This window comes from Kitasatospora herbaricolor (genome assembly GCF_030813695.1).
Taxonomy (GTDB): domain Bacteria; phylum Actinomycetota; class Actinomycetes; order Streptomycetales; family Streptomycetaceae; genus Kitasatospora; species Kitasatospora herbaricolor.
In genome coordinates this window covers 5,542,087-5,561,797 of record NZ_JAUSVA010000002.1, presented here as the reverse complement: position 1 = coordinate 5,561,797, position 19,711 = coordinate 5,542,087, and the positions used below count along the sequence as shown (strand labels likewise).

Below are 19,711 nucleotides of genomic sequence, written 5' to 3'. Positions count from 1 at the left end.
GGCCATCGGGGGATTTCATGGAGCATCGGGAAACGCCGCACTCCCATGCGCTGCGCTTCCAGGTGCTCGGTCCCGTCCAGGCCTGGCGCGGTGAACACAGCCTGGCCCTGGGCTCACCCCAGCAACAGGCGATCCTCACCGCACTCCTGCTCCACCACGGCCGGCCGGTCACGACGCAGGACCTGGTGGACGGACTCTGGGGGGACCGCCCGCCGCCGCAGGCGGTCGCGGCGCTCCGCACCTACATCTCGCGCCTGCGCGCGGTCATCGAACCGAATCGTGAGACGCGGGCCCCCGCCGAGCTCCTGGTGTCGGTGAGCGACGGCTACGCCTTGCGGATCCCGGCGGCCTCGGTGGACCTCGCCGTGTTCGACGCCAAGTCCGCCGAGGCCGCGACCGCCAGGGCCGCGGGCGACCTCCCGGCGGCCCACGACATGCTCGTGTCGGCCCTCGCCCTCTGGCGCGGCCGCCCGCTCGCCGGAGTGCCGGGGCCCTACGTCGAGTCCCAGCGGATCCGGCTGGCCGAGCGTCAGGTGACGGTGTGGGAGGAGCGGTGCGCCGCCGCCCTGGACATCGGCCTGCACGCCGAGGTGGTGTCGGAGTTGAGCACCCTCAGCGCCGAGCACCCCCTGCGCGAGCGGCTCCGCGAACTGCTGATGCTCGCCCTCTACCGCTGCGGCCGCCAGGCCGAGTCGCTGGGCGTCTACGCGGACACGCGAAAGCTGCTGATCGAGGAACTCGGCGTGGAGCCCGGGACCGGTCTGGCGTCCATGCACGCCCGGATCCTCTCGGCCGACCCGGCGCTGATCCCCGTCGTCCGGGAAGCACCGCACAGCATCGACCCGGAGGCCGCCGCACCGTTCACCCCACCGGCCCAACTCCCGGCTGACATCTCCGACTTCAGCGGGCGGACGAAGCTGGTCGACGAGTTGCGCGAGGTCCTCGGCAGGGCCGCCGGCCAAGCCGTGGTCGTCACCTCCCTCGCCGGCATCGGCGGTGTGGGCAAGACCACCCTGGCCGTCCACGTGGCGCACAGCGTCCGTACCGACTTCCCCGACGGACAGCTCTACGTCGACCTGCGGGGCGCCGGGGCATCACCCGCCGATCCGGCCGTGGTCCTCGGTGACTTCCTCTACGCCCTGGGCGCCGGCGACGTTCCGGACTCGCTGGAACAGCGGGCCGCGCTCTACCGCTCGCTGCTGGCCAAGCGCCGGATGCTCATCCTGCTCGACAACGCCCAGGACGTCGAGCAGTTGACCCCGCTGATCCCGGGCGTCTCAGGCTGCGCGGTCCTGGCCACCAGCCGCTCCCGGCTCGCCGGAATCGCCGGCGCCCACCTGTTCGACGTCGAGGAACTGACGCCCGCGGAGGCCCTCGCCCTGTTCTCGGCCATAGTCGGCGAGCAGCGCGTGGCCGCGGAGCCCGAGGCCGCCCTGGCCGTGGTCACCGCCTGCGGCTTCCTGCCCCTCGCCGTCCGGATCGCGGCGGCCCGGCTCGCCAGCCGGCCCCGCTGGAGCGTCTCCGACCTGGCCCGCCGGTTAGCCGACCAGCGTCGGCGACTGGACGAACTCCAGCTGGGCAACCTGGCCGTGGAGACGACGATCGGCCTCGGCTACGGACAGCTCCAGCCGGACGAGGCGCAGGCCTTCCGGCTGCTCTCCCTGGTCGACGCCCCCGACCTCCCGCTGAGTTCGGTCGCGGCGCTCCTCGGCGTCAGCGAGACCCGGGCCGAGAACCTCGCCGAAGCCCTGGTCGAGGCGAACATGCTGGAGTGCTTCACCCCCGGCCGCTACCGCTACCACGACCTGCTCCGGCTGTACGCGCAGCGCCAGAACCAGAAGCTGAGGAACAGCGCGGAACAGCAGTCCGCGGTCCTGCGGCTGCTGGACCTGCTGCTGGCGAGCGTGCTCAACGCGGCGCATTCGATCGAACCCGACGACCTCCTGCCGGAGCCCCTGAACCCGCTCAGCTCCCCCGGCCTCGGCTTCGGTACCGGCGCCGAGGCCCAGGGCTGGCTGAGGTCGGAGATCGCGCTGCTCCTGAGCACCGTCGAAGCAGCCGTCCAGGGACCGGCGGTCCTGCTCAGGCCCGCGGTGGACCTGCTGATCGTGTTGAACAGCACGTTCGAGGACCCCACCCACGGGCAGCGCATCCGCCGGATCCTGCAGGCGGCCGACGCCAACGCGCAGGCGCACGCGGACACCGCGGCCCTGGCCCGGGTCCGCTTCGCCCTGGGATTCCTGCAGCACCTCACCAGTGAGTTCCACAACGCGGAGGTCTCGCTCCGCGACAGCCTGGAGCTCCAGGGCAGCAACGACGTGACCGTGCTCCGCTCCATGGTCGCGAACATGCTGGGCATCACCCTCAGCATCGCGAGCCAGCCCGCCGAGGCCCTCCCCTTCCTCCAGGAGGCGCTCGGCATCAGCCGCGCCATCGGCCCGCTGAGCGGGGTGGCCCGGCTGCTCGGAAACATCGCCCGGGCGCAGCTCGACATCGGCGAGGCCGAATCGGCGATCCGCTCGGTCCAGGAGGCGGTGGAGACGGCCCGCGCCTCCGAGAACGCCCCCTGCCTGGCGGACATCCTGTACCAACTCGGTGTCGTGCTGTCCTCCACCGGGGATCCCGGCGGGGCCGCCGTCCACCTGCGGGAGGCCCACCAGCTCTACCAGTCGCAGCAGAACCGGCTGCGGGAGGCGTACACGCTGACCCGCCTCGCCAGCAGCCTGCTCGCCGACCGGCAGGTGCCGGCGGCGGCCGAGGCCGCCGAGGAGTCACTGGCGATCGCGCAGGAGATGGACTCCGCCTACTGCCAGGGCCTGGCCAACGCCGCCCTCGGCGAGGCGCTGCTGCAGCTCGCGCAGCCCGCCCGCGGGCTGGCCTGCCTGCAGGAGGCGTACGCGATCTTCACCCGGCTCGGTGTGCCTGAGGCCTCCCCCGTGCTGGACCTCGTCTCCCGACAGCAGCAGCACACCGAGCCTTCCTCTCCCCCGGCGCCGTGACCCTCCACCCCCGTCCCCCGACAGGAGGGCCCTCCCCCCGGTCGCGTGCGCGGTGTCCCCGCAGCCCCCCGGCTGCGGGAACACCGTCGACGCTTCCCCGGCGCTGGTTCCCACTGTGCACCCCGGTGATTGACGTTCGATAAACGCCGCATCGGCGCGGGAAACAGCAGGTGGGAGCGGGTGGGCGGACGCGCCGTGCGGCGTGCGGGTGCGATCCGCACCACCCCGGACTGCTTCTGCACGCTGCCGACGCCCGAGCCGTATCGGCCCTTCGGCTACGAGTTGGCCAAAAAGGAGCCCCACGGCGTAGTGATCACGCATATTCTCAAGGATCAGTGCATACAACAGGCAGTCAGGAGCGCACCGGGCGCGGCCGGTCCACGGCCGGCCGGGCAGCACGGAGTGACGCAGGGAGCGTGACGGACCGCCACCGGCAGTAGGCCGGCGAGGAAGTTCGGTGCCGGCGAAGGCGGCGCCCGGCCTCGTACTGCCGACCGGCGGCCAGGGTGGAAGGGTGCCTCGCAATCGTGACGACCGGACAGCTCTCCGATCCGACGCCCGCCGGCGCGTCCTCCGACGCCCTGCTGTGCGGGTCGCGGCCCGCCGGCCCCTCCCTCCCCGCATCAGCACCCGCACCCGGCGTCCCGGCCGCCGCACCCTCCGCACCCGCCGGCGGCACCGCCGCGGGCACCGCCGACGAGCTGCGCCGCCGGGGCGTGCGCGCCCTGCAGGCCGTCGCCTTCGACAGCATCGGCACCGGCTACAACGAGGCCTTCCCCGCCAAGGGCGGCCAGCTCGCCTGCGGCGAGTGGCTGCTGGACGAGCTGGAGACCGGCGCCGAGGTGCTGGACGTCGGCTGCGGCACGGGCGAGCCGACCGCCGGCCGGCTGCTGGCCGGCGGCCTGCGGGTCACCGGCATCGACCTCTCCGACGGGATGCTGGCGTTGGCCCGCCGCACCGTCCCGGAGGCCGTCCACCACCGGATCGACATGTACGACCTGGCGACCGAGCGCGCCGCCACCGCCTGGGACCTGCCCGGCCTCGGCCCGGCGGCGGCGGGCCGGTTCGCGGCCGCGACGGCCTTCTTCTCCCTGATCCTGCTGCCGCAGGACGAAGTCCCCACCGTGCTGCGGCGGATCCGCCGGCTGCTGCGCCCGGGCGGCCTGCTGGCACTGGGGATGGTGGAGGCCGATCTCGACCATGCCGCCCTGCCCTTCCTCGGCACCACCCTGAGAATCACCGGCTACCTGCGCGAGGACCTCGAACGGGTGCTCACCGGCGCGGGGTTCGCCGTCGAGGAGCAGTTCGGGATGCCGTACGCACCGGCCAGCACCTCACTGCCGCCGGAGGAGCAGCTGTTCCTGCGCTGTCGGCGCGTCGGCTGAGCCGGCGCCGGCCACCGCCCCCGGCCGGCGCCGCCACCGGACCTCGCTTTCCTCCCACTACCCCAGGACAGGCAGCCGTGCGCGACCAGCTCAAGCCCGAGACCGGGCAGCCACCTGCCGTGCCGGCACAGCGGCGACCGCCCCCCGTCGGCGCCGACCCCAACGACGCCGAGGACGTCGACGGAGTAGCCGGGCAGGTGGCCGAGCGGCTCGCCTACCTGGACGCCGCCACCCGCCGGATCAACAGCGCCCTGGACCTCGCCTCCACCCTGCGCAACCTGTGCCGGGTGCTGGTCCCCGCGCTGGCCGACGCCGCCGTGGTCCACCTGCGCGACCCGCTCCCCGACGTCGAGCGTGACCCGGGCTGCCCGACCCGGCTGCTCATCCACCACAGCCACGGCACCCGGCTCGGCCGCCGCTCCGGCGCCGGACCGAGCACGCCCGTCCCGCCGGACGGCGCGCTCTGCCGGGCGATGCTCAGCCGCGACCGGGTCGAGCCGGCGGTGCTCGGGACCCGCTCGGACGCCCGGATCCGGCCGCTGCTGCGGGAGTTGTACGGCTCCCGGACGGCCGGACGGCTGGCGGCCGGCACCTCCGTGCTGGCCCTGCCGCTGCGCGGGCGCAAGGCGGTGCTCGGCCTGCTGGTGCTGATCCGCCGCCCGCCCAAGGGTGCCCCCGGCGGCGTCGGGCGGCCCGGGCCGCCCGACGGCGGCGTCGGGCGGCCCGGGCCGCCCGACATCGCCGCGCCCGCCGACGGCCCCGCCTTCGCGGCCGGACCGGCCTGGGGCGACCCCGACATCGGGGAGCACGGCCGCTTCGACCCGGCCGACACCGCCACCGCCTCGCACCTCGCCACCCAGGCCGGCCTGGCCGTCGACACCGCGCTGCGCTACTCCCGCGAGTGGGAGATCGCCGACGAGCTGCAGCGCAGCATGCTGCCCACCCACCTGCCGCAGCCGCACGGCGTCCGGCTGGCGCACCGCTACCTGCCGGGCGAGCGCGGCGCGCAGGTCGGCGGCGACTGGTACGACGCGGTGCCGCTGCCCGGCAACCGGGTGGCGCTGATCGTCGGCGACGTGATGGGCCATTCGCTCACCTCGGCGGCCATCATGGGCCAGCTGCGGACCAGCGCGCAGACCCTGGCCGCCCTGGACCTGCCCCCGCACGAGGTGCTGTACCACCTGGACGAGCAGGCCCAGCGCCTCGGCCGGGAACAGCACCTGGCCACCTGCGTGTACGCGGTCTACGACCCGATCGCCAACCGGGTGGTGCTGGCCAACGCCGGCCACGTCCCGCCGGTGCTGGTCCAGCCGGACGGCAGCGCCGAGCTGCTGGACCTGCCGTCCGGGGCACCGATCGGGGTCGGCGGCGTCGACTTCTCCTCGGTGGAGCTGCCGGCCCCGCCGGGCTCCGCCCTGCTGCTGTTCACCGACGGCCTGGTGGAGACCCGCCGCCGCCCGATCAGCACCGGCCTGGAGCTGCTCCGGGCCCGGCTCGCCACCTCGCACCGGCATTCGCCGGAGCACCTGTGCCAGGACGCCCTGCGGATCCTGCCGCCGGGCGACCGGGGCGACGACATCGCGCTGCTCGCGGCCTCCTTCGACGGGATCCCGGCCGAGGACGTGGCGCACTGGTACCTGCAGCCCCGGCACGAGACGCCCGGCCGGGCCCGCCGGCTGGCCGCGCACACGCTGCGCCGCTGGGGGCTGGAGCACCTCACGGAGTCGACCGAGCTGATGGTCAGCGAGCTGGTCACCAACGCCGTCCAGCACGCGACCCGCCCGGTGACGCTGAGCCTGGTCCGCACCTCGCGGCTGCGCTGCGAGGTGGGCGACGACAGCCCGCTGCTCCCGCGCCGTCGCCGGGCCGCGCCGGACGAGGAGCGCGGCCGGGGCCTGCAGATAGTGGCCCGGTGCGCGGACCGCTGGGGGGCGACCCGGCTGGGCGCGGGCAAGGTCGTCTGGTTCGAGCAGCGACTGCCGTAGGCCCGGCGTGAGCCGGGGCTACGGGGCGGGCCGGCGACGCGGGCCGGGCCCGGCCGTGGGGGCGGCCGGTGGGGGCGGCCGCTACTCCACGATCCGGACCGGGAGCTCCCGCAGGGCGTCCCGCAGGGTGGCCGCGAAGCGGTCGTACTCGGCGGTGCGGGCGGAGCCCGGGCGGGTGGCCAGTCCGATCCGGCGGCCGGGGGCGGGATCGGCGAAGCGGACGGAGGCCAGCCGGTCGGTGCGGCCCGCCTCGACGTCCAGGGCGGTGGCCGGCAGCAGGGTGACGCCGAGGCCGCCCGCGACCAGCTGGACCAGGGTGGAGAGGCCGGCGGCGCGGGTGCTGCCGCCCTGCGGGAGGTCGGCGCCGGCCTCCCGGCAGATGTCCAGGGCCTGGTCCCGCAGGCAGTGGCCCTCCTCCAGCAGCAGCACGTCCAGGTCGAGCAGGACGTCGCGCGGCACGCTGGCCCGGCCGGCCAGCGGGTGCCCGGGCGGGGTGACCAGGACGAAGTCCTCGTCGAAGAGCGGGATGTCCCGGGTGGGCGAGCTGCCGCCGGAGGGCAGCGCGAGCAGCAGGACGTCCAGCCGGCCGGCCGCCAGTCCGTCCAGGAGCGAGGGGGTGCGCTCCTCGTGGACGTGCAGTTCGAGGTCGGGGTAGCTGGTGCGGACCAGTCGCAGCAGGGCGGGCAGCAGGTAGGGCGCGACGGTCGGGATGACGCCGAGGTGCAGCGGCCCGGTGAACGGCCGGCGGGCCGCCTCGACCTCCTCGGTGAGGGCGTGCAGCGAGGACAGCACCCGGCGCGCGTGATCGAGGACACGCTCGCCCAACGGGGTGATGATGACCTTGCGGGTCGTACGCTCCACGAGCTGCGCGCCCAGCGCGTCCTCCAGTGCGGCGACCGCCCCGGACAGGGCCGGCTGGCTGGTGCCGCTGGCCGCCGCGGCGTCCCGGAAGTGGCGGTGCTCGGCCACCGCCGCGAATGCCCTGAGCTGGGCGACCGTGGGTGTGCGGGGCCCCCGCGGGGCGGTGCCGGCTGTGCCGCTCGCCACACCGGCGTCGGGTTTGCGCGGCCGGCCCCGGCGAGGGTTGGGCTGCTGGGTATTGATAGCTCTCTCCGATCAGATGAATCGAGTCTAGCTATTTCCGCGATCAGTGCCCGCCGTGTCACTGTGGATCACGTCCGGAACTGTCGAATCATAGGCAATACGGGCAGATACCCTCACATCTCACACCCAGGAGAAGCGAACGTGCTCACGATCGGTGACAAGTTCCCCGAGTTCGAACTCAACGCCTGTGTCGACCTCGACGCCGCGAACGCGTTCGCCGAGATCAACCACAAGTCCTACGAGGGCAAGTGGAAGATCGTCTTCTTCTGGCCGATGGACTTCACCTTCGTCTGCCCGACCGAGATCGCCGCGTTCGGCAAGCTGAACGAGGAGTTCGCCGACCGCGACGCCCAGATCCTCGGCGTCTCCGGCGACTCCGAGTTCGTCCACCACGCCTGGCGCAAGGACCACAAGGACCTGCGCGACCTGCCCTTCCCGATGCTGGCCGACGTGAAGCACGAGCTGATGCAGGCCTGCGGCGTCGAGGGCGCGGACGGCACCGCCCAGCGCGCGGTGTTCATCGTGGACCCGAACAACGAGATCCAGTTCGTCATGGTGACCGCCGGCTCCGTCGGCCGTAACCCCAAGGAGGTCCTGCGGGTGCTCGACGCCCTGCAGACCGACGAGCTGTGCCCGTGCAACTGGAACAAGGGCGAGGCCACCCTGGACGCCGACCAGCTGCTGGCGGGCTGACCGATGGCCCTCGACGACCTGAAGGCGGCACTCCCCGAGTACGCCAAGGACCTCAAGCTCAACCTGAGCGCGGTCATAGGCAACTCCGACCTCCCCGCCCAGCAGCTCTGGGGCACCGTGCTGGCCTGCGCCATGGCCACCCGCAGCCCCTCCGTCCTGCGCGAGCTGGAGCCCGAGGCCAAGGCCAACCTCACCCCGGCCGCGTACGACGCCGCCAAGGGCGCGGCCGCGGTGATGGGGATGAACAACGTCTACTACCGGACGCTGCACCTGCTCTCCGACAAGGAGTACAGCAGCATGCGGGCCGGCCTGCGGATGAACATCATCGGCACCCCGGGCGTCGAGAAGGCCGACTTCGAGCTCTGGTGCTTCGCGGTCTCCGCGATCAACGGCTGCGGCCAGTGCCTGGACTCGCACGAGGCCGTGCTCCGCAAGCACGGCGTCGAGCGCGAGGTGATCCAGGCCTCGATGAAGATCGCCGCCATCCTCCAGGGCGTCGCCGCGACCCTCGACTCCGAGGCCGTCCTGGCGAGCGTCACCGCCTGACGCACCGCCGACAGCGACACCGAAGGGCCCGCCGGAACCGGCGGGCCCTTCGGCATGCATCCCTCGGGAGGCCGGCCGGCCGCTAGTGAGCCGGGTCGGACACCGCCGCCGGCTCGCCCGCCGTGCGGGCGGCCGCAGCCTCGCGGGCCGCCTCCAGGGCGACGAAGACCTCCTGGCCGGCCTCGTTGCGGCGGCGCAGGTGGGTGACCACGGTGTTGGTGACGGCGATCAGCGGGACGGCGACGATGGCGCCGCCGATCCCGCCGACGATCGAGCCGGCCGCGACCCCGAGCACCACGCCGAGCGGGTGGACCCGGACGGCGCGGCCGAGGATCAGCGGCTGCAGGATGTGCCCTTCGAGCTGCTGCACGGCGACCAGCACCACCAGCACCATCAGCGCCGTGAACGGGCCCTCGGTGACCGCCGCGATCAGGACCGCGATGGTGCCGGTGACCAGCGCCCCGACCAGCGGGACGAACGCCCCGAGGAAGATGATCACCGCCAGCGGCAGGGCCAGCGGGACGCCCAGCAGCTCGATGCCGATCCCGATGCAGACCGCGTCGATGAAGGCCACGCAGACGGTGCCCCGGACGTACGCGGTGAGCGTCGCCCAGGCCTTGGGGCCGGCGCCGGCCATCGCGTAGCGCGAGTGCCTCGGCAGGCCGCGCAGCGCCCAGTTCCAGATCTTCTCGCCGTCGTACAGCAGGAAGAAGGTGGTGAAGAAGGCGAGCAGCATCGCGGTCAGCACCTCGACGGCGATCTGCGCGCCGGTGATGCCGGCGGACGTGATCTGCTCCGAGTTGGCGTTGATCGCGGTGGTGATCTGCTTCGCGAAGTCGTTGATCTGCTGCTGGGTCAGGTGCAGCGGCCCGGTCACCAGCCAGTCCCGGAGCTTGTCGACGCCGTCCTGGACCCGGACGGTGACCGACGGGAGGTTGGTGGTCACCTGCCAGACCACGAACCAGCCGACCAGGCCGATGCCGGCCAGGCCGCTGAGGAAGGTGCCGGCGGCGGCCAGCGAGCGCGGCACCCCGCGCCGGCGCAGCCAGGAGACGGTGGGCTCCAGCAGGGCCGAGATCAGCAGCGAGGCGAGCACGGCGAAGGCGACCAGCCGCAGCATGTCGACGACCCGGAAGACCACGTACAGCGCGGCGCCCAGCAGCAGCAGCCGCCAGGTCGACTCGGCGGCCACCCGCAGGCCCCACGGGACGGCCTCGGCCGGGGTGGCGGGGCGGCCGGGGTGCACCTCGCGGCCGAAGGCGCCGTGGGTGGGCAGGTAGGGCACCGGTGGTTCCTCGGTCTCGGGGCGCCGGGGCGGCGGGATCTGCTCCTCGTGCGCGGCCGGGCCGGCCGGCCGCGCACCGGTGGCGGCGGGTTCGGCGGCGATCGCCGCTCGCCGGCGGCGCTCGATCCCGGCGGCCGCCCTGGCCACCAGGGCCAGCCCGGTGGCCGCCGCCCTGAACGCTTTTCCGCCCCGTGCCATCTGGACCTACCCGCTCCCCGTCGGACCGCCGTTCCGGGCGGTACGCCGTGGGTGTCGCCACGGCTGTCGGTGAAGACGCTACCCGGCCGGTGCGGGGCAGGTCCGGGTGGCCGGTGGGTTGGTGTCCCGAGCCGGCGGTCATCGGGCGGGAAAATCGTCACAAACCCATCGAAACTGGTGGTTTCAGGCGCCCGAGGGCAGGGGAGGTACCCGAACGAAGGAGCACTCCGGGCCGACGGCGGGCCGACGGCGGGAGTGGTCCGTCGGACCAACCGCCGGCGGACCGGCAGGTGCAGGAAGCAACCAGGACCCCTTCCCGCGCCCCGCGTCCGCACCCAGGACCGCACCGTCCGCGCGCACTGGTCAGCGCAGCCCGGGCGGCGCGGCCCGCCCGACGGACGGTCCTCGCACCATGGAGCGCCGGGAACGGCAAGGCCCCCGACCGTACGGTCGGGGGCCTTGCCGGACAGCGTCGGGGCCGGCCGGCAGGAGCTGCCGGGCGACTCCTGGCACCGGGGCCGGTGCCGGGTACCAGTGGCCTAGTACCAGTGGTGCGACTGCCAGAACGACCAGGCACCGCAAGGGCTGCCGTAGCGGCTGTTCATGTAGCCGAGACCCCACTTGATCTGCGTCGCGGGGTTGGTGCGCCAGTCGGCGCCGGCCGAGGCCATCTTGCTGCCCGGCAGCGCCTGGACCAGGCCGTACGCGCCGGAGCTCGCGTTGGTGGCCGTGTAGTTCCAGCCGCTCTCGCGCTTCACGATCTGGCTGAAGCACTGGAACTGCGTGTCGTTCCCGATGATCTGCTGGGCGAGCTCCTGCACCGAACCCGGGCTGACCGAGACCGGCGGGGCCGAGCTCTCGACCGCGGCCATCGCCGAGCGCGCCTTGGAGCGGTTCGCGGCGGCCTCGTCGGCCTTCCGCTTCTCCTCGGCGGCCTGGGCGGCCTGGGCGGCGGCCTTGTCCGCGTCCGCCTTGGCCTGGGCGTCGGCCGCGGCCTTCTGGCGCGCGGCTTCCTCCGCGGCCTTCTTGGCGGCAGCGTCGGCGGAGGCCTGCTGGGCGGAGGCCTGGTGGCTGAAGTTGTCGCTTATGGTCTGCGCCTGGGCGCCTGAGGGGACGTCGGCAAGCAGGGTCGCGCCTGCGACATCGACCGTCTGAGCGGCCTTGCCCTCGCTGCCCGAGGCCACACCCGCGACGGCACCGACTGCGGTGACGACGGTGGCGGAGGCCACAGCGACTCCCCGGACCGAGATCCGAGTCACATGGTTTCCTTCCAGCATCGCCCATGCGTGACCGTACGGGCGCAACATGCCCCTTGGCACTGTCCTCCGCCGAGCTGGTCACGGGAGGTGCTGGCCCGGCGCCCGGCCGAGGTGGTCGGCAGGACGTGTGAATCGGGCGGCGTACGGCTCAGGTTTTCAGTTGTCCTCCCACCGACCGGAGTTGGCGGGCATTTCGCACACATCGTCACCGTCTGGGTGACGCGGACCCCGGCGAAGGGGCCCTGTCGTGCCGTACGCGGGGCCTGACAGGGAACTCACCATGCCGCACCGGGCATCTCCGGCGCAATTCCCGTCTGCGTGGCGCATCTCACAATCCTCCGGGGCGAGGAATTTCGCCGTTCGGCGGACAGCTGGCGGTCCGATGTGATGACAAACGTGGGGCCCGCCCTCTCAAGGGCGGGCCCCACGCTGCGAATTGACCCACTATGAACCGTTACACCCGATTTGCCCGACCTGCGCCGGGCCAGGACCCGGGCCGCTCCGAGCCGCTCCGGCCTAGGGCTGGATGTCCTCCAGCATCTCGGTGACGAGGGCGGCGATGGGGGAGCGTTCGGAGCGGGTGAGGGTGATGTGGGCGAACAGCGGATGGCCCTTCAGCTTCTCGACGACGGCGACGACGCCGTCGTGGCGGCCCACTCTGAGGTTGTCGCGCTGGGCGACGTCGTGGGTGAGGACGACGCGGGAGCCCTGGCCGATCCGGGAGAGGACGGTGAGGAGCACGTTGCGCTCCAGGGACTGGGCCTCGTCGACGATCACGAAGGCGTCGTGCAGGGAGCGGCCGCGGATGTGGGTGAGGGGCAGGACCTCCAGCATGCCGCGGGAGATGACCTCCTCGATCACGTCGGGGCTGGTGACGGCGGAGAGGGTGTCGAAGACGGCCTGGGCCCAGGGGCTCATCTTCTCCGACTCGGAGCCGGGCAGGTAGCCGAGTTCCTGGCCGCCGACGGCGTAGAGCGGGCGGAAGACCATGACCTTGCGGTGCTGCTGGCGTTCCAGCACGGCTTCGAGTCCGGCGCACAGGGCGAGGGCGGACTTGCCGGTGCCGGCGCGTCCGCCCATGGAGACGATGCCGACCTCGGGGTCGAGGAGCAGGTCGAGGGCGACGCGTTGTTCGGCGCTGCGTCCGCGCAGGCCGAAGGCTTCGCGGTCGCCGCGGACCAGGCGTACGCGGCCGTCGCCGGCGACGCGGCCCAGGGCCCGGCCTCGTTCGGAGGTGAGGACGAGTCCGGTGTGGACGGGGAGGTCCTGGACGCCGTCGACCTCGACGGTGTGGTCGTGGCCGGCGCCGAAGAGGGCGTCGACCTGGTCGCCGGTGACGTGGAGTTCGGACATGCCGGTCCAGCCGGAGGTGGCGGCGAGTTCGGCGCGGTACTCCTCGGCGAGCAGGCCGACCGAGCTGGCCTTGATGCGCAGGGGGAGGTCCTTGGAGACGACGGTGACGTCGTAGCCCTCGGCCTGCAGGTTGCGGGCGACGGCGAGGATGCGGGTGTCCGCCTCGCCGCCGCCGATGCGGTAGCCGGCGGGCAGTATCGACGTGTCCGAGTGGTTGAGTTCCACCCGGATGGTGCCGCCGAGTTCGCCCACCGGGATCGGCTCGTCGAGGCGGCCGTGCCGGATCCGGTAGTCGTCGAGCAGGCGCAGTGCCTGGCGGGCGAAGTAGCCCAGCTCGGGGTGGTGCCGCTTGGCCTCCAGCTCGGTGACCACGACCACCGGCAGGACGACCTCGTGCTCCTCGAAGCGCGTCATGGCGAGAGGGTCTGCCAGGAGCACGCTGGTGTCGAGAACGTACGTGCGCCGGTCTGGTGTCCGGCGGCTCTTGGAACTGACCACTAGGCCTCCAGGGCGGATGACCCTGCGTCACCCGCGGCATACCGGCCCCCGCGGCCCCGGTGGCCTAGGTACCGGTCTGATCCGAGTATTCCCAGGCGAGGGGGTGTGCATTCGCGCCGGGAAGAACTGACGGATCATTCCTGGTGAACGTTTGCCCACACCCCCGGCGGGTACGTCAGCCCTTCGGACGCCCCACAGGCCGTCAGCTCCCGAGGAACCCCGGGATCGGGTGCCGGACGGGCCCGGGTCGACCCGGCCGGCGGCGGGACGCGGCGGCGGGACGGGTCGGTCCAGGGACGGGCGGCGGCAAGGCGCCCGGGCGGATCCCCGGTCAGAGTCCGAGGCGCCGGTTGCGCTGCTGGAAGTCGCGCAGCGCCCGCAGGAAGTCGACCTTGCGGAAGGCCGGCCAGTACGCCTCGCAGAAGTAGAACTCGCTGTGGGCGCTCTGCCAGAGCAGGAAGCCGGACAGGCGCTGCTCGCCGGAGGTGCGGATCACCAGGTCGGGGTCGGGCTGGCCCTTGGTGTAGAGGTGCTCGGCGATGTGCTCGACGTCCAGCACCTCGGCCAGCTCCTCGATCGAGGTGCCGCGGCCGGCGTGCTCCTGGAGCAGCGAGCGGACGGCGTCGGCGATCTCGTGCCGGCCGCCGTAGCCGACCGCCACGTTGACGGTGATCCCGTCGATGTGGGCGGTGTCCTGGGCGGCGCGCTTGAGCACGTCGGCGGTGTGCTGGGGGAGCAGGTCGAGGGCGCCCACCGGGTTGACCTTCCAGCGGCGGGCGTCGGCGAGGCCGGTGACGGCGTCCTCGATGATCCCGAGCAGCGGGACGAGCTCCTCGGCCGGCCGGGAGAGGTTGTCGGTGGAGAGCATCCACAGGGTGACGACCTTGACGTGGGTCTCGTCGCACCAGCCCAGGAACTCGCTGATCTTGTCGGCGCCGCGCTGGTGGCCGTACGCGGTGGTGCCGCCGGTGGCCTTGGCCCAGCGCCGGTTCCCGTCGAGGATCACGCCGATGTGGTGGGGCGTGCGGGCGAGGTGCACCTCGACCCGGCGGCCGTACAGGCCGTACATACCGTCCAGCAGGGTGCGCAGACCCGGCGTGCGTTCGACGACATCGCGCAGACCCATGGCTTCCGGCCCCTCCGTGCTCATTCCCTTGGGGTGCGTACAACCCCCGCGCGCAGCCTACTCCCGCGCGGTGCCACTCGGTAAAGCCGCAGGTCCCGGTCCGGTTACGGTCCGGTAGCGCCGGGTGTACGGCGGCGGGTCGGCGGGCGAACCCGGTCGGATACGGAATGGTCTCCGCTTCCTTAAGGGACCCGTAAGTCGGTTCCGGGTGCTTGACGACCCCCATTGGTCTAGTCCAGCTTGTGTGTCCAAGGGCGAGCGCACTCCCCACGCCGCCCCACCCCCACAGCTTTTCGCGGACCTCCCCTCCCCCACAACGCGGCCGCCGCGCCCCCCACCGCGGCGGCCGCTCCCTCCTCCCCCAGGAGCGTCGACAGCATGGCCCGTACGCTGAACCAGCCCGCGCACAAGCGCCGGCGAAGCACCCTGCCCGCCCTCGCGGCCGGCACCACGGCCCTCGCGCTGGCCGGCACCGGCCTGGCCCTGTTCGCGGGCGGCGCCAGCGCCGCCGTCGGCAACGTGGCGGCCAACGGCGGCTTCGAGAGCGGCCTCACCGGCTGGAGCTGTGTCGGCGCCACGAGCGCGGTCAGCACCCCGGTCCACTCCGGCACCGGCGCGCTCAAGGCGACCCCGGGCGCCGGCGACACCGCCGAGTGCCGCCAGACCGTCTCCGTGCTCCCCAACACCAGCTACACGCTGAGCGGTTGGGTCCAGGGCCCGTACGTCTACCTCGGTGCCAGCGGCACCGGCGGCACCGACCCGAGCACCTGGTCGAACCAGAGCACCTGGAACCAGCTCAGCACCACCTTCACCACCGGCGCCAGCACCAACACCGTCACGCTCTACGTGCACGGCTGGTACGGCCAGGCCGCCTACGGCGCCGACGACATCACCCTGACCGGCCCGGCCGGCACCGCCTCGCCGACCCCGACGGTCACCCCGACCGCCTCGCCGACCGCGACCAGCTCGCCCACGGCCACCAGCTCCCCGACGGCCACCAAGTCGCCGACCTCCACGGCCTCCCCCACGGCCACCGCCTCGCCGACCGCGACCGCCACGCCCACCGCGACGGCCACGCCCACCCAGCCCGCCACCGGGCTGCCCAAGCACGCGGTGACCGGCTACTGGCAGAACTTCGACAACGGCGCCACCGTCCAGCGCCTGCGCGACGTGCAGAGCGCGTACGACATCATCGCGGTGTCCTTCGCCGACGCCACCGCCACGCCCGGCGGGATCAGCTTCACCCTGGACCCGAAGCTCTCCACCGCGCTCGGCGGCTACACCGACGCCGACTTCAAGGCCGACATCGCGGCCAAGCGCGCGGCCGGCAAGAAGGTCGTCCTCTCGGTCGGCGGGCAGAACGGCGCGATCAGCGTCGCCAACGCCGCCGCCGCGACCACCTTCGCCAACAACGCGTACGCGCTGATCCAGCAGTACGGCTTCGACGGGGTCGACATCGACCTCGAGAACGGCGTCGACGCCACCTACATGGCGCAGTCGCTGCACACCCTGGCGGGCAAGGTCGGCTCCGGCTTCATCCTGACCATGGCCCCCGAGACCATCGGGATGTACAGCACCGCCGGCAACTACTTCCAGCTGGCGCTGAACGTCAAGGACATCCTGACCGTCGTCAACACCCAGTTCTACAACTCGGGTGGCATGAACGGCTGCGACGGCAAGGTCTACAACCAGGGCAGCATCGACTTCATCACCGCCCAGATCTGCACCCACATCCAGGGCGGCCTGCGGCCCGACCAGGTCGGCATCGGCGTCCCGGCGTCCACCAAGGGCGCGGGCAGCGGCTACGTCTCCTCCACCGTGGTCAACAACGCGCTGGACTGCCTGGCCACCGGCAACCACTGCGGCAGCTTCGTCCCGCCGGCCAAGTGGCCGACCATCCGCGGCGTCATGACCTGGTCCACCAACTGGGACGCGGCCAACAACAACGACTTCTCCAACAACGTGGGCAGCTACGTCCACAACATGCCGTAACTCTCCCCGGCGCGCCGCTCCTTGAGGGTGGAGTCCGCGCGCCCACGGCGGGGCCCGTCGCACCTACCAGGTGCGGCGGGCCCCGACCGCGTCCGGGCCGGCGCACCCGGCGCGACGGCGCCCGGCCCCCGGGGGCCGGGGCCGGGGCCGGGGTCAGCGCTGGGCCAGCAGGACGGCGCCGAGCGTGCCCAGCAGCATGAACGGGCCGTACGGAATCTCCAGCCCGCGCACCGGCCGGCGCCGGACCAGCTCCACGCCCGCCCGGCCGGTGCCCCAGAGCGCGCCCAGCGCCGAGGCCAGGAAGAGCGCCACGAAGGCGGGGCCCCACCCGTAGAAGCCGAGCAGCGCCCCCAGGCCGAGCGCCAGCTTCGCGTCACCGAGGCCGATCTGGCCGAACCAGGCCGGCAGCTCGAACAGCGCGCCGGCCACCAGCGCCACCAGCAGGCAGCGCAGCAGCACCCCGGGGTGCCCGTCCGCGAACGCCGCCGGCACCAGCAGCAGGGCGACGCCCGCCCCGAGGCAGCCGGTCACGCGGTCCGGCAGCCGACGCACCGCGCCGTCCACGAAGCCGAGCGGCACCCCGCAGAGCACCGCCCAGAGCAGCAGCAGGCCCTCCGCCGGCGCGGCCGCCGCCAGCACCAGGGCCGCGGCACCCGCCGCGGCCAGCTCGACCTGGCCCGCGCCCGGGCCGAGCCGCCCGCCGCACCCGCGGCACCGGCCGGTCGGCGCCAGCGCCGCCACCGGCCGCCCGCAGGCCGGGCAGGCCGTCCGCAAGGGCTCCTCCGCCGTCGGCACGGCGTGGCGCACCACCACCGCGCGCAGCAGCGGAGCCGCCGCCAACCCGGCCACCGCACCCAGCACCGGACCGATCACGGCCACCCCCAGTTCCTCGCCACCGGACCGTCAAGTCCCCCGGCCCGTGCACCCGGGCCTGTCCGTCCGGGCACCGCGCCCGCTCCGTTAGAGTCTGGTGCTTTCCACGCGACACCACATATCGGGGGATGTCTTGAAGAGCTTGCACACCGTCCTGCGCGCGGCCGTTCCGGCCGCCGCCCTGGCCCTGCTGCTGACCGGCTGCGGCCCGGAGAACGGCAACGACCCGGTCGACCCGGGCGCGGCCGGCGCGGCGCCCACCGCCACGGCGGGCGGCGACGCCCCGGCCGGGACACCGACCGCGGGCAGCACCGCCGGGGCGGGCGGCGGCGCCGGCGGCGGCCCGAGCGCGGGGGCGGGCGCCTCCGGCGGCGCCGGCGGCTATGCCGACCCGCTCGGCCCGACCGCCACCGGCACCTACACCGGCAGGAACAAGGCCGAGCTGACACCGGTCACGGTGGTCAAGGGCAACCTCGCCGACCTGGCCCCGCTGAAGCTCGCCCCGGGCGACACCAACGGCCGGACGCCGTACTACATCACCGTGTCGTACACCAACCGCTCCGGCGCCACGGTGGCCGACGACTACTTCATGCAGCGCGTCACGGTGAAGACCGCGGAGAACGGCGACGCGATCTTCCAGGCCGGCACCACCAGGTCGATCGCGGCCTGCGCGGCCGGCGAGAAGCCCGCGCCGCTGCCCGACGGAAAGACCCAGAAGTCCTGCGGGATCTACCTCCTCCCGAACAACGCCGCGCCGAAGTTCCTCGTCTACGGCGCCATCATGGACACCAAGCCGCTGGTCTGGAAGCTCGGCTGAGTCCGGGTACCGGGGCCTGACGCCCCGACCGCTGCCCGGGCAGGGCGCCGGGATCGCGGCGGCCGGCCTCCTCCGCCGGAGGGCCGGCCGGCCCCCCGGGACGCCGCCGGCCGGGCGGCGCGTCCACGTGGCAGACGACACGCCCGTACGCGGCCCCCGGACCCGTAAAGTAAGCAGGCATGCAGGTCATCCAGTCCAGCAAGCTCGCCAATGTCTGCTACGACATCCGCGGCCCGGTGCTCGACGAGGCGATGCGACTGGAGGACCAGGGCCATCGCATCCTCAAGCTGAACACGGGCAACCCCGCGCTGTTCGGCTTCGACGCGCCCCCCGAGATCCTCCAGGACATCCTGCGCAACCTCTCCACCGCGCACGGCTACGGGGACTCCAAGGGCCTGCTCTCGGCCCGCCGCGCCGTGGTCATGCACTACGAGGAGCGCGGCCTGCACGGGCTGACCGTCGAGGACGTCTTCCTCGGCAACGGCGTCTCGGAGCTGATCCAGCTCGCGATGACCGCCCTGCTGGACGACGGCGACGAGGTGCTCGTCCCCGCGCCGGACTACCCGCTGTGGACGGCCTCGGTCAGCCTGGCCGGCGGAACCGCCGTGCACTACCGCTGCGACGAGCAGGCGGAGTGGTACCCGGACCTGGTGGACATCGAGTCCAAGGTCACCGACCGCACCCGGGCGATCGTGGTGATCAACCCGAACAACCCGACCGGTGCCGTGTACCCGCGCGAGATCCTGGAAGGCATCGTCGAGATCGCCCGCCGCCACCAGCTGGTGGTCTACGCGGACGAGATCTACGACAAGATCCTCTACGACGACGCCGAGCACATCCCGCTGGCCACCCTGGCGCCGGACCTCTTCTGCGTCACCTTCAACGGACTCTCCAAGGCCTACCGGGTGGCGGGCTTCCGCTCCGGCTGGATGGTGCTCTCCGGTGACCGGCAGCGGGCGGCCAGCTACGTCGAGGGCCTCACCGTGCTGGCCTCGATGCGGCTCTGCGCCAACATGCCGGCCCAGCACGCGGTGGCCGCGGCGCTCGGCGGCCGGCAGTCGATCAAGGACCTGATCCTGCCCGGCGGCCGGCTGCTGGAGTCGCGCGACGCGGCGTACAAGCTGCTGAACGAGATCCCGGGCGTCAGCTGCGTCAAGCCGAAGGGCGCGCTGTACGCGTTCCCGCGGCTCGACCCGAACGTCTACAAGATCAAGGACGACGCGCAGATGGTGCTGGACCTGCTGCGCTCGCAGCGGATCCTGCTGGTCCAGGGCACCGGCTTCAACTGGCCCGAGCCGGACCACTTCCGGCTGGTCACCCTGCCGCGCGCGGAGGAGATCACCGACGCGGTGACCCGGATCGGCGACTTCCTGAGCGGGTACACCCAGCCCTGACCGGCTGTCGCCCCCTACCGTGCGGGGGATCGTGACCGTGCGGGGGATCGTGCGCGGGGCCCCGCGCACGCCGGCGGACCGGGCCCGGACACGCCCACGGCCGGAGACCCGATCCGGACGAACCCCCCACCCGGTCGAGGCGGGGGTTCGTCCGGCCGGGGCTCCGGCCGTGAGGGCCGGCCGGCGTGCTCCGCCGGCCGGCCG

Annotated in this window: 14 protein-coding genes; 8 read left to right on the top strand and 6 right to left on the bottom strand. The window is 73.3% G+C overall.

Annotation, left to right across the window (positions count from 1 at the left end):
• The first annotated feature begins 17 nt into the window (after nt 1–17).
• From J2S46_RS24685 to J2S46_RS24675, 3 genes are all read left to right on the top strand, one after another.
• Nucleotides 18–2,999, top strand: a complete 2,982-nt coding sequence (locus tag J2S46_RS24685; RefSeq protein ID WP_191293948.1) for an AfsR/SARP family transcriptional regulator — start codon at nt 18–20, stop codon at nt 2,997–2,999.
• Between the two features lie 701 nt (nt 3,000–3,700).
• Nucleotides 3,701–4,384, top strand: coding sequence for a class I SAM-dependent methyltransferase (locus J2S46_RS24680; RefSeq protein WP_191293975.1), 684 nt, complete (start codon nt 3,701–3,703; stop codon nt 4,382–4,384).
• A 77-nt stretch (nt 4,385–4,461) separates the two neighbouring features.
• Nucleotides 4,462–6,369, top strand: a complete 1,908-nt coding sequence (locus J2S46_RS24675) for an ATP-binding SpoIIE family protein phosphatase (protein WP_229913308.1) — start codon at nt 4,462–4,464, stop codon at nt 6,367–6,369.
• An 81-nt stretch (nt 6,370–6,450) separates the two neighbouring features.
• On the opposite strand, the gene J2S46_RS24670 is transcribed toward J2S46_RS24675, so the two are convergent.
• Nucleotides 6,451–7,338, bottom strand: a complete 888-nt coding sequence (locus J2S46_RS24670) for a LysR substrate-binding domain-containing protein (RefSeq protein ID WP_370882233.1) — start codon at nt 7,336–7,338, stop codon at nt 6,451–6,453.
• Nucleotides 7,339–7,614: 276 nt separating this feature from the next.
• Between J2S46_RS24670 and J2S46_RS24665 the strand changes: the two genes are divergently transcribed.
• On the top strand, nt 7,615–8,166 hold the full coding sequence (locus J2S46_RS24665; RefSeq protein WP_073926313.1) for a peroxiredoxin: 552 nt from the start codon (nt 7,615–7,617) through the stop codon (nt 8,164–8,166).
• 3 nt (nt 8,167–8,169) lie between these two features.
• Nucleotides 8,170–8,712, top strand: a complete 543-nt coding sequence (locus J2S46_RS24660; RefSeq protein WP_191293946.1) for an alkyl hydroperoxide reductase — start codon at nt 8,170–8,172, stop codon at nt 8,710–8,712.
• 82 nt (nt 8,713–8,794) lie between these two features.
• Here J2S46_RS24660 and J2S46_RS24655 read toward each other — a convergent pair whose 3' ends face one another.
• The 4 genes from J2S46_RS24655 to J2S46_RS24640 form a co-directional block, all read right to left on the bottom strand.
• Entirely contained in the window at nt 8,795–10,195 is a 1,401-nt protein-coding gene (locus J2S46_RS24655) for an AI-2E family transporter (protein WP_191293945.1), read from the bottom strand.
• 539 nt (nt 10,196–10,734) lie between these two features.
• Nucleotides 10,735–11,454 carry an aggregation-promoting factor C-terminal-like domain-containing protein gene (locus J2S46_RS24650; protein WP_229913307.1) on the bottom strand — a complete coding sequence of 240 codons (720 nt, stop codon included), beginning with the start codon at nt 11,452–11,454 and terminating at the stop codon, nt 10,735–10,737.
• A gap of 516 nt (nt 11,455–11,970) precedes the next feature.
• On the bottom strand, nt 11,971–13,305 hold the full coding sequence (phoH2, locus tag J2S46_RS24645; protein WP_307351150.1) for an RNA 5'-3' helicase PhoH2: 1,335 nt from the start codon (nt 13,303–13,305) through the stop codon (nt 11,971–11,973).
• Between the two features lie 331 nt (nt 13,306–13,636).
• Nucleotides 13,637–14,431: an isoprenyl transferase gene (locus J2S46_RS24640; protein ID WP_073925253.1), complete on the bottom strand. Its 795-nt coding sequence runs from the start codon at nt 14,429–14,431 to the stop codon at nt 13,637–13,639.
• 378 nt (nt 14,432–14,809) lie between these two features.
• On the opposite strand from J2S46_RS24640, the gene J2S46_RS24635 reads away from it, so the two are divergent.
• Complete coding sequence (locus tag J2S46_RS24635; protein ID WP_191291202.1) at nt 14,810–16,423, top strand: chitinase; 1,614 nt, start codon at nt 14,810–14,812, stop codon at nt 16,421–16,423.
• 153 nt (nt 16,424–16,576) lie between these two features.
• Here J2S46_RS24635 and J2S46_RS24630 read toward each other — a convergent pair whose 3' ends face one another.
• A complete protein-coding gene (locus tag J2S46_RS24630) occupies nt 16,577–17,302 on the bottom strand; it encodes a prepilin peptidase (RefSeq protein WP_229912888.1) in 726 nt (241 codons plus the stop codon).
• 127 nt (nt 17,303–17,429) lie between these two features.
• On the opposite strand from J2S46_RS24630, the gene J2S46_RS24625 reads away from it, so the two are divergent.
• Nucleotides 17,430–18,113: a hypothetical protein gene (locus J2S46_RS24625; RefSeq protein WP_191291201.1), complete on the top strand. Its 684-nt coding sequence runs from the start codon at nt 17,430–17,432 to the stop codon at nt 18,111–18,113.
• Nucleotides 18,114–18,292: 179 nt separating this feature from the next.
• Nucleotides 18,293–19,507, top strand: a complete 1,215-nt coding sequence (locus J2S46_RS24620; protein ID WP_190210643.1) for a pyridoxal phosphate-dependent aminotransferase — start codon at nt 18,293–18,295, stop codon at nt 19,505–19,507.
• Nucleotides 19,508–19,711 lie beyond the last annotated feature (204 nt).

What these genes read in the sequence shown, in the direction of transcription:
- J2S46_RS24685 (WP_191293948.1), top strand. Translation starts at nt 18, where the DNA reads ATGGAGCATCGGGAAACGCCGCACTCCCATGCGCTGCGCTTCCAGGTG.
- J2S46_RS24620 (WP_190210643.1), top strand. Translation starts at nt 18,293, where the DNA reads ATGCAGGTCATCCAGTCCAGCAAGCTCGCCAATGTCTGCTACGACATC.
- J2S46_RS24655 (WP_191293945.1), bottom strand. Translation starts at nt 10,195, where the DNA reads ATGGCACGGGGCGGAAAAGCGTTCAGGGCGGCGGCCACCGGGCTGGCC.
- J2S46_RS24635 (WP_191291202.1), top strand. Translation starts at nt 14,810, where the DNA reads ATGGCCCGTACGCTGAACCAGCCCGCGCACAAGCGCCGGCGAAGCACC.
- J2S46_RS24660 (WP_191293946.1), top strand. Translation starts at nt 8,170, where the DNA reads ATGGCCCTCGACGACCTGAAGGCGGCACTCCCCGAGTACGCCAAGGAC.
- J2S46_RS24640 (WP_073925253.1), bottom strand. Translation starts at nt 14,431, where the DNA reads ATGGGTCTGCGCGATGTCGTCGAACGCACGCCGGGTCTGCGCACCCTG.